This is a genomic window from Kitasatospora sp. CM 4170 (genome assembly GCF_032110285.1).
Lineage (GTDB): Bacteria > Actinomycetota > Actinomycetes > Streptomycetales > Streptomycetaceae > Kitasatospora > Kitasatospora aburaviensis.
Genome location: NZ_CP134877.1, coordinates 5,335,280 through 5,348,300 on the forward strand (window position 1 = coordinate 5,335,280; position 13,021 = coordinate 5,348,300).

Annotated in this window: 12 protein-coding genes and 1 tRNA gene; 9 read left to right on the forward strand and 4 right to left on the reverse strand. The window is 71.3% G+C overall.

Annotated features, from left to right (window positions below; genetic code table 11):
* Positions 1-248 precede the first annotated feature (248 nt).
* Complete coding sequence (locus RMN57_RS22845; protein ID WP_313765192.1) at positions 249-1,784, reverse strand: glycosyltransferase family 39 protein; 1,536 nt, start codon at positions 1,782-1,784, stop codon at positions 249-251.
* Between the two features lie 343 nt (positions 1,785-2,127).
* Between RMN57_RS22845 and RMN57_RS22850 the strand changes: the two genes are divergently transcribed.
* Positions 2,128-2,200 (forward strand) — tRNA-Arg (locus RMN57_RS22850).
* 111 nt (positions 2,201-2,311) lie between these two features.
* The gene (locus RMN57_RS22855; RefSeq protein WP_313765193.1) at positions 2,312-2,692 is read left to right on the forward strand and encodes a hypothetical protein; all 381 of its coding nucleotides are present in this window, start codon (positions 2,312-2,314) and stop codon (positions 2,690-2,692) included.
* Positions 2,693-2,745: 53 nt separating this feature from the next.
* Here RMN57_RS22855 and RMN57_RS22860 read toward each other — a convergent pair whose 3' ends face one another.
* Positions 2,746-4,002 (reverse strand): tyrosine-type recombinase/integrase, encoded by a 1,257-nt coding sequence (locus RMN57_RS22860; protein WP_313765194.1) that lies wholly within the window; start codon positions 4,000-4,002, stop codon positions 2,746-2,748.
* Between the two features lie 531 nt (positions 4,003-4,533).
* Between RMN57_RS22860 and RMN57_RS22865 the strand changes: the two genes are divergently transcribed.
* From RMN57_RS22865 to RMN57_RS22895, 7 genes are all read left to right on the forward strand, one after another.
* Positions 4,534-4,761 (forward strand): helix-turn-helix domain-containing protein, encoded by a 228-nt coding sequence (locus RMN57_RS22865; RefSeq protein ID WP_313765195.1) that lies wholly within the window; start codon positions 4,534-4,536, stop codon positions 4,759-4,761.
* A 203-nt stretch (positions 4,762-4,964) separates the two neighbouring features.
* A complete protein-coding gene (locus tag RMN57_RS22870) occupies positions 4,965-6,245 on the forward strand; it encodes a DUF3631 domain-containing protein (RefSeq protein WP_313765196.1) in 1,281 nt (426 codons plus the stop codon).
* Positions 6,246-6,516: 271 nt separating this feature from the next.
* Positions 6,517-7,413 (forward strand): DUF2637 domain-containing protein, encoded by an 897-nt coding sequence (locus RMN57_RS22875; protein WP_313765197.1) that lies wholly within the window; start codon positions 6,517-6,519, stop codon positions 7,411-7,413.
* A gap of 284 nt (positions 7,414-7,697) precedes the next feature.
* Positions 7,698-8,252: a plasmid mobilization relaxosome protein MobC gene (mobC, locus tag RMN57_RS22880; RefSeq protein ID WP_313765198.1), complete on the forward strand. Its 555-nt coding sequence runs from the start codon at positions 7,698-7,700 to the stop codon at positions 8,250-8,252.
* Complete coding sequence (locus tag RMN57_RS22885) at positions 8,249-9,982, forward strand: relaxase/mobilization nuclease domain-containing protein (RefSeq protein ID WP_313765199.1); 1,734 nt, start codon at positions 8,249-8,251, stop codon at positions 9,980-9,982. Before mobC ends, RMN57_RS22885 begins: the two co-directional genes overlap by 4 nt.
* 208 nt (positions 9,983-10,190) lie before the next feature.
* Positions 10,191-10,574, forward strand: coding sequence for a hypothetical protein (locus RMN57_RS22890; protein WP_313765200.1), 384 nt, complete (start codon positions 10,191-10,193; stop codon positions 10,572-10,574).
* Between the two features lie 137 nt (positions 10,575-10,711).
* Positions 10,712-11,038 carry a hypothetical protein gene (locus RMN57_RS22895; RefSeq protein WP_313765201.1) on the forward strand — a complete coding sequence of 109 codons (327 nt, stop codon included), beginning with the start codon at positions 10,712-10,714 and terminating at the stop codon, positions 11,036-11,038.
* 154 nt (positions 11,039-11,192) lie between these two features.
* Here the strand turns inward: RMN57_RS22895 and RMN57_RS22900 are convergent, their stop codons facing one another.
* Together RMN57_RS22900 and RMN57_RS22905 are read right to left on the reverse strand one after the other, a co-directional pair.
* Complete coding sequence (locus RMN57_RS22900) at positions 11,193-12,227, reverse strand: YncE family protein (RefSeq protein ID WP_313765202.1); 1,035 nt, start codon at positions 12,225-12,227, stop codon at positions 11,193-11,195.
* A 264-nt stretch (positions 12,228-12,491) separates the two neighbouring features.
* The gene (locus RMN57_RS22905; protein ID WP_313765203.1) at positions 12,492-12,953 is read right to left on the reverse strand and encodes a hypothetical protein; all 462 of its coding nucleotides are present in this window, start codon (positions 12,951-12,953) and stop codon (positions 12,492-12,494) included.
* Positions 12,954-13,021: the final 68 nt, after the last annotated feature.

Here is a 13,021-nt window from a genome sequence, read left to right on the forward strand (position 1 = left end):
GGGGGCGGCTGGGCGACCGTCGACCGGCGGCGGGTGATCGGCGGGCGGGTGGTCCGCGGGTGATCGGCCGGCACGGTCGGCCGGAGGCGCCCGGTCGTCGTGCTCCATGGTCACCCCGCCCCCGGGCCGCCGCATCCGCTGCGGGGCACCGACCGGTCCGGCGCGGCCCGGACGGCGGGCCCGCCGGTAGTGGGCGTCGGTCGCCGGTAGTGGCCGTCGGCCGCCCGCCGCCGGTCGTCGGAGGGGTGTCAGCGGGCCGTCCGGTCCAGCAGGGCGAGCGTCACGCCGCCGAGCGCGGTGACCCGATCCGGCGTGCCGTAGTGGGAGCGGAGGGCGCGGGCCTGATCGTCCGGCAGCTCGGCGAGCGGCTCGGCGGTGTCCCCCAGCACCAGCAGCCATATTCGCTGCCCCTGGCCCACGCACCGCTCCGGCTGCGGGCACTGGGTGGGGAAGAGGTCCTCGGCCTGCTCGGCGCTGCGCTCGACGAAGACCGGGTAGGGGCGGACACCGGCCGGCAGGTAGTAGGAGACGCCCGGCCCGAGCATGGCCCAGCTCTGGTCGCCGAGCGGGGCCGCCAGACCGTCCCCCGGCCGGTAGCCGGCGGCTATCAGGTCGGCCGCCGCCCGGTAGGGCTCCTCGGAGTGCGAGTCGGCGTGCCGCACCGAGGACTGCTCGGGCAGCGCGGCCGCGGTCGGGACGGCCAGGAGCCCGACGGCCAGCAGCAGCCCGGCGGCCCGGAGCTGCCGCGGTGTCCGGCTGCGCCGGGCGGCCGCCGCCACCGTCGTGTAGACCGCGCGTATCCCGCCGCCGGCCAGCGACGCCCAGGCCGGCACGGTGAACAGCAGGTACCGGTCGAGGAAGTACGAGGTGCCGCCGCGCGACGCCAGCCAGACGACCAGCACCGGCAGGGTCGCGAGCAGGGCCAGTTGCAGCGCGGACGGCCGCCGCCCGGGCAGGACCAGCGCGAGCAGGGCGAGCAGCAGGAAGACGTGGAAGACGTTGGCCGACCCGAACAGCGACGCGCCCACGCGCCACAGGGAGGAGAGACCGGGCGTCGTTATCCAGCCGAGCTGGCGCCCGGACTGCCGGCTGCCCAGCACCAGGACGGGCACCGCCGGCAGCGCGGCCACGGCCACGGCCAGCGGGTACTGCCAGAGCAGCCGCCGCTGCACCGCGTCGCGGGTCCGCCACAGGTGCAGCAGCACCACCGCCAGCTGCCCGGCGACCGTGCTGAACGAGATCACGTGGCCCGCCCCGGCCACGGCCATCGACGCACAGTACGGCGCCCAGCGCCGCAGCCCCGGCCGTTCCAGCGCGCGCAGCAGGAACCAGGTCGCCGCGGCGACCGCGCAGGTCACCAGGGCGTACGAGCGCGCCTCCTGGGCGTACCGGGAGACCATCGGGACCACGGTGAACAGCAGCCCGCCGCCGATCGCGGCCACCCGGCCGCCGAACAGCCGCTCCGCGGTGAGCGCCACGAACGCCGCCGCGCCGGCCATGGCCAGCACCGAGGGCAGCCGCAGCGCGATCATCGACTCGCCGAAGAGCGCCGTCCAGAAGTGCATCAGCAGGTAGTAGGCGCCGTTGCTGGCGTCGATGTGCTGCAGCAGCCGCAGCAGGTCGCCGAGCGAGCGGGAGGCCGCGCTCCAGGTCGCGACCTCGTCCCGCCAGAGCTCGGGCGTGCCGAGCCGGTACCCGCCGACGCAGAGCATGGCCAGTGCCGGCCACACCCAGACCTGCCCGAGCAGTCGGATCGCCGGGTGCGGGGCGGCGGCTGGTCGCATGCGGGAGGCCTTAGGGGTTCGTGCGGACGCGGTCTTCCTTGGCAGGCTACTGGACGTCTCCTGACGCCCTGTCGGGCCCCTTCCCTTTGGCCGGAGCCGCCTTGACGGTCCACCGCCACTGCGGACCCGGACCGGCGGACCCCGGCCGGGGTCCAGCGCGTCCGGCGTCCCTCCTCCGGCGCCGTCGGCGAGCTCCCGCAACCTCAGCGCCCGCAGCACACCCGATCCGGTACTCTGTGGATCGAGCGTCCAGGCGGGCGTCCACCGCACCCCCACGGGCGCGGGCCGGCGCCCTGCCAACCCGGCGCTCACAGTCTTGTCGGCGTCCGTCCGGCAGACCCCCGCCTCAGTAGCTCAGGGGATAGAGCACGGCTCTCCTAAAGCCGGTGTCGCAGGTTCGAATCCTGCCTGGGGCACGATGAACGTGCAGGTCACAGGCCCTCCGCCCAACCGGGCCGGAGGGCCTGTGGTGTCCCAGTACACATTTGGTACACATGCCCGGGCGGGGGCCGCTCGGGAGGTGCAGTGTGGCGACCAAGGACGAGCTGGCCACGCGCCGTTTTCGGAACCTCGTGCAGCGCCTCGAAGTCGTGATGCAGGACTCCCTCAAGCCAGAGTACGGGGGCTACTACGGGCAGGTCGTGCTGGGGGCCGAGGCGATCGAAGAGCTGGGCGCGCTGAAGGAAGTCCGCCAAGCCGCCCGTGAGGCCGGCAAGAGCCTCGGCTGGAAGACGGTGACCCATGCCGTCGGCGACCGCCTCTTCGTGCTCGACGACCGGGAGCCGCCCGAGCGGATCCGGCAGCTGGCTGACCAGGCAGCGAGCGATGCCATCGAGCGGACCTTCCAGGAGATGACCCGGGCCCGGCTCCGGTTGGTCGCGCCGCCGAATGGCATCGACGAGGACTAGAACTGACCGCTGTGTGTCCCGGCGGGGTCCGCCAGGGCACACAGCGGAGGAGATCAGGCAGAGGAAGCGTCGGGGCACTGCTCCAGGGCCGCGAGGGTGGCGGCAGCCTTGCGGGCCTTCTTCTCGGCCTTCTCCGCCTTGGCCTTCGCCTTCGCCAACTGCTCGGCCCGGGCCTTGTTCATCTTGCGGGAGACCTCGTCGAGCCGGTCCGGCCACAGGTGCCCGTAGACATCGAGTGTCATGGTGGCCGTCTTGTGGCCGAGCATGGTCTGCACGACCTTGACGTCCGCCCCGGCGGCGATGGCCAGCGAGGCCGCCGTGTGCCGCAGCTTGTGCGGCGTGATCCCGAGGTCCGCCAGCCCCGCGGCCGTCACCGCAGGGCCGAACTGCCGGCGCCGGAAGTTGTTGGGGTTCACCGGCCCGCCCTCCGGTGCGGTGAACAGCAGATCGTTGGGCGACAGATCCTTCATGTACTCCCGCAGCTCCTTGACCAGGAAGGCAGGGAGTGGGACCGAACGGCGCTCGTGGTCCTTGGGGGTGTCCAGGTAGATCTGGCCGCTGTTGTACTCCTGCGCGTACGCCTCGACAATGTGCGCCCGACGGGTGTCGAGGTCGACACGGCCGGCCTTGAGGGCGATGGCCTCGCCCAGGCGGAGGCCGGTGTAGGCGAGAACCAGGACCAGAAGGCGGTACTCCTTGGCGGCGTCAGCGAGCTCTTCCACCTGGACGTGCGTCAGATAGACGTGGTCGGCCGGCAGCGCCTTCGGCAACTTCATACCCTGGGCGGGGTTGACCGAGAGGCGCTCGGACCGCAGGGCGAACCCGAGGATCAGGTTGAAGACGTTGTAGATCTTCCGTACGGACCGGGGCTTGAGCTTCCGCCCGCCGGTGGCATCGCCGGACAGCAGGTCCGCCAGCCACTTGGCGACGTCCTCGAACTTGATCTGGTTCAGAGGCGTGGTGCCCCAGCGCGGCAGGATGTGGACCAGGTAGGCGCCGCGGTAGCGGCCGAGCGTTGAGCGTTTGGTGTGGACGAGTGAGCCGAGCCACTCGTCGGCCACCACCGCGAGCTTCACCTTTGCCAGATTGGGGTCGCGGTAGGTGCCGTCCGTGAGCTTGGACTCGATCTTGGTGCGCTCGGCCTCGGCATCCACCTTTCGGGTGACGACCTTCGCCTTGGGCTTGCCGGTCGGGTCGTACCAGCGGACACGGTAGCGGCCCGGCGCGCGTCGCCCAGTGACGCGAGCGCGGGCGACAGCGGCCTTGTAGTCGGCGTGGTCGATGCGGTCCTCGATCCAGACTCGGGACAAAGACATTCCCTTCGGTAGGGGGTGGTGGAGTGGTCGGCGCCCTAGATGAGGGCGGTCGGCGCGCTCAGCGGAGCGGGTGTTGGATGTTTATCGACCTGCGGAAGATTGTCAAGTTGGGGCTACCGGAAAGTCCCGCAGGGGCTCGATCATGCCAAATAGTTCCGGATAGTCTCGGCCGGTCCGGGCGCCCTTCTGGCCATGGGTGCGCATTGGCGCCCATCGGCGTTCACTCGCGCTCACAGTGTGCTGTGATCTGGGAGAACTTGCCCGGCAGCGCGCGCCCGGGAGGGCATCAAGATCTTTTCGGAAAGTTTCCTGAACCGCTAGGTCGATAGATATGCCGGTCCGTATATTTCTCGATCGGGCCGCCCGATGGAATGCATCCGCCTTTCCCTCGGGCGCCCCGCGCGCTGGCCCCGGCGCCGTTTTAGGTCGCGAGCCGGTTCGCGTGGAGACTTCTCTCCACGCGGCGACGCAATGCCCCCTCCCGGGGGCTTCTTCGGCCTGCCCGCAGCCCCTTCCCCCGACCCGATGGAGACCTCTTTGCCCAACACGTCCCGCACCGCCGTCGTCGCCCGCCGCCCGCTGGCCACGGCCGAGGAACTCGCCGCCTACCTCGGCGTGCCGCTCGGCACGGTCTACGCCTGGCGGCACCGGAGCCAGGGGCCGGCCGCGATCAAGGTCGGCCGGCATCTGCGCTACCGGTGGGCGGAGGTGGAAGCCTGGCTGGACGCTCAGAGCGCAGGCCAGGCCGCGTGACACACCGGGCGGACCGACTGTCTGCCGTCGGCGTACCCGCCCCGCACGCAGTGGATCTCCCCGCCTAGCGGTCGTAGGGTCCGTGGTCCCTCGGCCGTCCCCGTCGGCCTCGGCGCCCCCTCCCCTCCCGCCTCTTCCTGTCGTCGTCCGTTGGCGTGGTGGATTGCCCACCGCGCCGCAGTCTGGAGTCCTCCATTACCTCTATGTCCCCCGTGCCCGCCGTGGCCGCCTGGCCTCCGGTCGCCGAGCCGGGCCAGCCCGGCGTCCAGCCCCATGCCGAGCCGCTGCCGGAGTCCACAGCCTGTGGAGAGCCCATCGCCGCCGATCCGGTGGCCGAGGGCCTGCCTGGCGTCGACCCGGTGCCGGACGAGCCGCAGTCGCCGGGCGCGGCGCTGTTGGAGGAGCTGCACGCTCACATCTGCCGGTACGCGGTGCTGCCGTCGCCGGGGGCGGTGGACGCGGTGACGCTGTGGGCTGCCGCGACGCACCTGCAGGCGGTGTGGCACCACGCGCCGCGTCTGGCGATCGTGGCGCCGGCCCGGCGGTGCGGGAAGTCCCGGCTGCTCGACATCCTGGTCGAGACGGTCTACGACCCGCTGATCACGGTCAACACCAGCGCGTCGGCGATCTACCGCACGATCGCCGAGCGGCCCAGGACGCTGCTGATCGATGAGGTCGACACGATCTTCGGCAACCCCAGGGCCGCCGAGAAGTACGAGGACCTGCGCGGCCTGCTGAACGCCGGGCACCAGCGCAACCGACCGGTCACCCGGTCCGCCGGCAACGACCACCAGTCGCGCGAGTTCAGCACCTTCGCCATGGCAGCCCTCGCCGGGATCGGCGACCTGCCCGGCACGATCATGGACCGCTCCATCGTGATCCGCATGCGCCGCCGCGCCGATGGCGAGGTCGTCGCGCCGCTGCGGGACCGCCGCGACGGCGTCCTGCTGCGGGAGACCCGCGACAAGCTCTCCCGGTGGGCCTTGGAGGTCAGCGAGGAGGCCAGGGCGCTTCGGCCGGACATGCCGGTCGAGGACAGGGCCGCCGACACGTGGGAGCCGCTGGTCGCGGTCGCAGACCTCGCGGGCGGCTCCTGGCCGCGCCGGGCCCGGCAGGCGTGCGTGGCGATGGTCGCTGCCGAGGCGGAGATCGAGGAGGACAGCTGCGGCGGGGCGAGGATCCTCGCCGACGTCCGCCGGATCTTCTTCTCGCACGGCGACCCGGCCATCCTGCCCACGACCGCGATCCTCGCGGCGCTGAACGACGATCCCGAGGCGCCGTGGGCCGAGCACGGACGCGGCGGCCTGTCGGCCCGCGCGCTGGCCGGGCTGCTGAAGGACTACCAGATCTCCTCGTCCAACATCCGCCTGCCCGACGGCACCCAGCGCAAGGGCTACACCTTCAACAAGTTCGCCGACTCCTGGCGCCGCTACTGCCCCAAGGTCCACCCGCTCCCGCCCCGCGCGTCTGCGGTCGCTGCCTGACCCCACCCGCCGGATGCGGTAGACGCCGTCCCCGCCGTCGCATCCCTGTGCCCGCACGGCCTGCGCCAGGACGGCCCGCCTCGCCGGCCGTCGCACAGCCCGTCCCGGACCCCTCCTGCCGTCCGGCTCCCCCTTATGCCGCCAGGACGGCGAGCGGGACGGCTTCACCAGCCCGACTGGCCAAGCGCGGCAAGGGCCTGGACGCCCAAGACGGATGCGACGGCCCACCATCCCGAACACCCGACCACCCCCGAGGAGGACCACCACCCGCATGCCCAACGCCACCACGGACCGCTCCGCCCGCACCAGCCGTGTGACCGTCTGGGACTACGCCGCGATCGGCCTGCTCGCCGCCGCCGGCTTCGCCCTGTCCTACGACGCCCTGCGCCAGATGGCCATCGCCATCCACGTACGTGGCCCGCTGACCTACCTGTTCCCGCTCATCATCGACGGGTTCGTCGCCTACAGCGTCCGCGCGCTCCTACTCCTGCGCACCGCGCCGTTGACCGCACGCGCCTACGTCTGGCTGCTGTTCGGCGCCTCGACCGCCGCCAGCATCTGGGCCAACACCCTCCACGCCGTCCGCCTCAACCAGCAGACCCTGGCCACCAGCGGGCACCTGCACCTGAGCGACACAGCGGTCGGCGTCCTGTCCGCCATCTCCCCGCTCGCCCTCGCCGGAGCCGTCCACCTCGGCATCCACACCACCCGCCATACCCAACCGGCCGTCCACGGCATGCCTACGGTGGACGCGGCGCCGCGGGTCAGCGAGCCGTCTGGCAGTCTCCGTCCGCAGGAGAGGGTGGACGATCCCTTGCCGCGCGGTTGGTCTGCTGTGGGCGATGACCTCGGGTGGACGGTTCCGGGCAGCGTGGAGCACGCCTGGGCCACCGACACCGTGGACAACGAAGCCGCAGGTCAGCGGTCGTGCGGTAATACCGCTCAGCCCCCGGCGGCCAAGCCCGCCGGCCGTCCGCCGGGCGTCTCACTGGACGAACTGGCCGACATCGCCGTCCAGGCGTGGACGGACACCGGGAGGCTGAGCCGCTCCGTCGTCCGGGACGCGGTCCGCGCCCAGGGCCTCACGCTCTCCGACGAGCGGCTCACCACGGTCATGAAGATGGTCCGCCCGAACGAGCTGGACGACCACGCTCCAGCCGACGCCTGATCCGCACACCTGTGCTCACCCCGGGTGCCTCGCCCGCCTCGTCCCGCGAGGCACCCGGCTTCCCTCCCCCTGCTCCCGTCGTCCGATCCCCAGGAGTTCCTCTGCCGATCCACCAGCACGACCCCGAGCACGCCGACCGCACCGACAACGGCCTGGAGGCGCTTCTCAACTCGCCTACCCTCACCCGCGATCTGCGGCGAGCGTTCGACCTGGGCACCCCCGGCGGAGCCAGTAGTACCCCGAGTCCGACTCGCGGCCGGACACGGGGAAGCTCCGCCCCAGGGGTGGCGGAGCGGGCCCGGCGCGAGGGCGCGCCGGACGAGAGGTTCGAGGCCGAGGACGGCCCCGAACCGGACGAACTCCACACCGTGCAAAGCGAGATCCTCGCCGACCACCACCAGAGCGCCAACGAGAGCGAGGCCGACGGCGCCGAGCCGAGGAACCGCCGCTTCGAGGGCGTCAAGCGCGAGGAACGCGTCGGCCCGCTGCGGTTCAAGCCCGACGAGCACACGAGGCTGCGGACGGCCGCCCTCGCCCACGGCTACAACGGCGTGTCCGGCTTCGCCGCCGATGTCGTCATGGCGTTCGTCGACGGCCGGTTCTTCATCGACCTGCCCCTCGCCGAACAGCGGCGGGCCACCCACCACTTCCGGTCGGTCTTCCTACGCAAGCACGACCGGCTGGGCAACAACGTCAACCAGATCGCCCGCGCCGACAACGGCGGCTACGACCGCCCAGCCCACAGCCCCCGCACCATCGACCAGCTCCTGCGCCTGCAGACCGAGATCGCCCACGCCCTCCGCCCGTCCGCCACCCAGGAGACCCAGCCCCACCCGTGATCGCCGCCATCAAGGACCCCGGCTCCAACACCCGCGGCCTGCTCGCCTACCTCTACGGCCCCGGCCGCCACGACGAACACGCGGATCCGCACATCGTCGCCGGCTTCGCGATGCTCGCCATGCCCGACCCCGGCCGCGACGAGCAGGCGACCCTCACCCAGCTAGCCCGCTACCTCGACGAGCCCGTCCGCCTGCGCAACAGCGAGGTCGGCACCAAGCTCACCGGCCACGTGTGGCACTGCCCCGTCCGCGCCGCTCCCGAGGACCGCCACCTCTCCGACACCGAGTGGGCCGACATCGCCCGCCGCATCGTCCAGGCCGCCGGCATCGCCCCCGACGGCGACGACCTCGCCTGCCGCTGGATCGCCGTACGCCACGCCGACGACCACGTGCACATCCTGGCCACCACCGTGCGCGAGGACGGCCGCCGCCCCAAGCTCCACGGCAGCGGGCGCCGCCTCGCCACGGCCTGCCGGCAGATCGAGAAGGACTACGGCCTGCGCCAACTCAAGCCCGGAGACGGCACCGCCGCCAAGCGACCCACCCAGGCCGAGATGCACAAGGCCAAGCGCCTCGGCTGGAAGCAGACCAGCCGCACCTGGCTCGAAGAGCGCATCCGCGACGCCATCCCTCACGCCGCCGACATCGAGCAGTTCCTCGCCTACCTCCAGGCCGACGGCATCCAGGTCAAGATCCGCCGCCTCCCGTCGGGTGACCTGAAGGGCTACGCCGTAGCCCGCCCCGGCGACCTCAAGGCCGACGGGACACCCAACTACCTCTCCGGCAGCGACATCGCCCCCGACCTGTCCCTACCCAAGCTCCAAGCCCTCCTCACCGCGAGCGCCCCGGAGGAACACCCCACCGCCCGCCGCTACCGCCACAGCACCAGCTGGCAGCGCACCACCGACACCCTCGACACCCTCCACCACCACCTCACCGACGACACCACCGGCGACACGGACGGGGACGGCGCGCTCGCACAGGCCCAGATCACCGCGCTCGGCGACATCATCAACGCCACCGCCCAGACCGCCCCCGCCGAGCTGCGGGCCGAACTGCGAGCCGCCACCCGGGCGTTCGCCCGCGCCCAGCGCTCCCAGGTCCGCGCCGACCACCAAGCCGCCGCAGACCTTCGCCGAGCCGCCCGCGACATCCTCCACACCGCCAACGGACCCGGCAGCACCCTCGCCGCCCTGATCGCGGCCCTCGTGTGGGCGGCGATCCTCGCCGAACGCTGGCACCACGCCCGAGGCCACCACCAACAGGCCCAAGCCGCCCACACCGCCGTCCAGCACCTCCAAGCCGCCTACGACCAAGCCGTCGCCGACCACCTCGCCGCCCTCACCCACCGCCAACCCACGAAAGAGACGATCAACGACCTTTCCCACGACCTGCGCGCCGCCATCCCCGACCACGCCGCACGCATCCTCACCGACCCCACCTGGCCCGCCCTCGCCACCGTCCTCGCCGACGCCGAAGCCGCCGGCCACCAACCCCGCCAACTCCTCACCGAAGCAGCCGCCCGCCGCGAACTCGGCACAGCCCGCCAACCCGCCAAGGTCCTCCTCGGCCGCATCCAGCACACCAGCCGCAACCCCACACCCAACCGCGCCGCCGACGCCGCCCGCCTGCGCACCACCAGGCTCACCGTCCCCAGCCGCGACACGGCCCAGCCCACGCCCGCGCCTTCGTTGCGGCTCGGCTGGGGCTCGCAGCACCGCAGGCGCTGAAACTCCAGGACCTGCCCGTCCCATCCGCGAAGGAGGAGTCCCCTCAGCCCCTGGCGCCACGCCTTCCCTGGGCACAGCTCGGGCCGTCGTCGAGTGGCCCCACCCGGCCAGGCGCCGGTTCGACCTCCTCTGACGGCGGCCGGCAACCGGTTTCCCGTCCCACCTCCGCCGCCTTCGGCACACCCCATCCCCTTCCACCAGGAGACTCATGACCCAGCCCAGCATCCGCCCCAACGTCATCGACCTGCTGTGCAACGCGGACTTCTCGCAGTACCGCAGCACCAACATCCTGCTCCACCAGGACGGGCGCCCCTTCACCACGGAGGAGCGCGCCCTCGCTGACAGCGCCACCCACGAAGAGCTCGATGCATGTATGACCCGGCACAACCGCGAGGTCGTGCACGCACGCATGACGGACGACGCCACCCAGGCCCTCATCGCCCTCCTGCTCCGGTACTTCGCCAAGCTCCCGGCCGGCAGCGTCGTCGGCGACGCCGTCGATGCCATGTCCGGCCACGACCGGGCCGAGTTCGACCGCCTCTACGGCATCGTCGGTGACAGCGACTGGCTCTTCATCCCCAGCAAGGACTGACCCTCCACCGCACCCCGGCCGGGCAACCGCCCGGCCGGGGTGTCGATTTGATGTCTTCTTGCGCGATCGGGAAGCATCCCAGCCCCTCCGTCGTCGTGTGGTGCTTGAACCCGTCACACCACGGAAGGGCACCGCACTTGACCAACCCCGCTGACGCCAACCGCAACCCCCACCGCAACGTCGTCCTCGCCGTCCCCCACCCCGAACCCCTCAACCCCCGCGGCATCACCATCACCTGCGCCATGTGCGACGCCGCCCGCGACTGGCTCCTGATCCACGTCCAACCCGACCTGGTCTTCGTCCGTTGTCGCTGCGCCCACGAGTGGCGCGAGCACGGCCTGGAGACCGCCGACGTCACCGCAGCCCGAGACGACACCGGAGACGACCGCGAGTGGGAGTCGTTCGACCAGATGTACCGAGGACTCGGCTTCGACGGGCTCTTTCGGTACACCTACCTCGGATAATGCGCGGTGTGCGTCGGATGCGGCGTTCGGCATGACCGGCGCAGGCGACTGGCCTGCTGATTTCCGAGGGTGCCGACTCGGGATCGACCCCCTCTTGGGGCCAGGGCCGAGGTGCGTATCCGATGCGATGATGTTGCGTCAGCTCATGTCGCCGTCACAGCCGCCCAGTGGCCACTCCCATGGTGTCGCCGGCGCCAACGGTGATGGGGGTCACCGCGTCGGTCGCGGTGTTGATCGCGAACACCGTCCCCTGGGCTGTCCCGTGGCCGTAGGAGCCGACCACGTAGGCGCTCTTTCCGTCGGGGGTGAGGGCCACCTCCGAGGGAAGGAAGTACCTGCCCGAGCCGTTGGTCGGCAGGGCGTCGCCGATGGGGATGGTCTTGGTGACCTTGCCGGTGGTGGTGTTGATCACTGACACCTTGCCCTGCTTGGCCTTGTTGTCGACGCCGACCACGTAGGCCCGGTTGCCGTTCGGGCTGATCGCCAGCCCGCCCGTGCCGGCACCGGGGATGGTGCGGACGATCTTCCGCTTGGCGAGGTTGATCACCGAGACGGTCCCGCTGTTCCCGGTCACGTAGAGGCGCTTGCCGTCGGGGGTGACCGCCACGCCGTTGGCCGGCTCGTCGAGGTGGATGGTGGTGATGATCTGGTCGTTGGTGGTGTTGATCACGGACAGGCCGCCCTTGTCGCCGGTCACGTAGAGGCGCTTGCCGTTGGGACTGATCACCACCTGGTGGGGCCTGCTGATCTGGATGGTGGCGGAGACCTGGTTGGTGGCGGTGTCGATCACCGACACCTTGTCCCCGTGGAAGGGGTTCTGGACGGCCACGTAGACGTGCTTGCCGTCGGGGGCGATCGCTTCCCCGTAGAGGATGTCGGGAGAGAGTTCGCTCTTGTCGAAGGGGATGTTCGTGACGCTCTTCTTGGCGATGTTGACCGCCGACACGTACTTGAAGGCGTTGGTCACGTAGAGGCCGGCGCCGTCGGGGGTGACCGCCACCTGGTCGGGGCCGCCGCCGATGGCGGTGGTCCCGAGCCCTTGGACGGCGTTGGTCCTCGTGTCGATCAGGTAGACGTGCCCGTCGGAGCTGGTGACGTAGGCGTAGACCTGCCGGTGCGGCTTCGGCGGGTTCGGGGCGGCCGTGGCAGGCGCGGGTGCCAGGAGCGCCAGCCCTGAAGCGATGGCCACCGCGATGGTTCGCCGTACAGCGGATCGCTGAAAGTACACGTGGACCTCCGGATCGAGGTGATGGTCTCTCGTGCCATCCGGTGTACCGCCGCGGCTGACTGTCCGTCAGCGGATCTGTATGTCAATCACCTGGAAGAGTGCCGGCCTCCGCAGCACGCGACGAGGATGGCACTGGTCCTTCGGCCATCACCTTGATCGCGCGGGCGGCACTCCCGCGCCAGAAAGTGCGTCGGTGTTGGTCTGCCTGGGGCTCAGGTCAGGTGTTCAGGCAGGGTGGTCGATGCGGTCCGGGAGAGGGCTGCCCTCGTCCGGGCCTGGCCAGAAGCGGGGCGTTGATCCGTGCAGGCTGAGGTACCCCTGCACGCTCTGCTGGAGCGCGAGATGGAAACCGTCGATGGTATCGGCGTAGCCGGCGCGCGGGCCGGCATCCCGCGTGGCATTTGTCCGCCAGCCGCTGTCCCGCCAAGCCTCCAGCAGGAGGTCGAAGTTCCGATCGGAGTCGGCGGGGGAGAGGCCGCTCACCCAGTACGCGATGTTGAAGCGCGCGGGGACGATGGTCTCATCAACGTCAGCGAGATCGTGCTCGAACCGCACTGTGGCACCAGCATTGAAGGCCGCCTTCGGAAGGTCGGGGTGCAATCGTACGAGCGCCGACCCGGCCGGCAGGTTCCGGAGTGTCTCGGTGAGGTGCTGCAGCAACTGTGCGCGAGCTGCTGACTCGGTCATGCTCGACACCATGGCGTCCTCCCTTCCTCCCTTCCTCGCTTCGACGCGGCGGGCGCCGAGGCCCGCCG

Excerpts from the sequence above, each read along its gene's own strand:
- RMN57_RS22845 (WP_313765192.1), bottom strand. The coding sequence starts at position 1,784 with ATGCGACCAGCCGCCGCCCCGCACCCGGCGATCCGACTGCTCGGGCAG.
- RMN57_RS22865 (WP_313765195.1), top strand. The coding sequence starts at position 4,534 with ATGGAGACCTCTTTGCCCAACACGTCCCGCACCGCCGTCGTCGCCCGC.
- RMN57_RS22870 (WP_313765196.1), top strand. The coding sequence starts at position 4,965 with ATGTCCCCCGTGCCCGCCGTGGCCGCCTGGCCTCCGGTCGCCGAGCCG.
- RMN57_RS22875 (WP_313765197.1), top strand. The coding sequence starts at position 6,517 with ATGCCCAACGCCACCACGGACCGCTCCGCCCGCACCAGCCGTGTGACC.
- RMN57_RS22890 (WP_313765200.1), top strand. The coding sequence starts at position 10,191 with ATGACCCAGCCCAGCATCCGCCCCAACGTCATCGACCTGCTGTGCAAC.
- RMN57_RS22905 (WP_313765203.1), bottom strand. The coding sequence starts at position 12,953 with ATGACCGAGTCAGCAGCTCGCGCACAGTTGCTGCAGCACCTCACCGAG.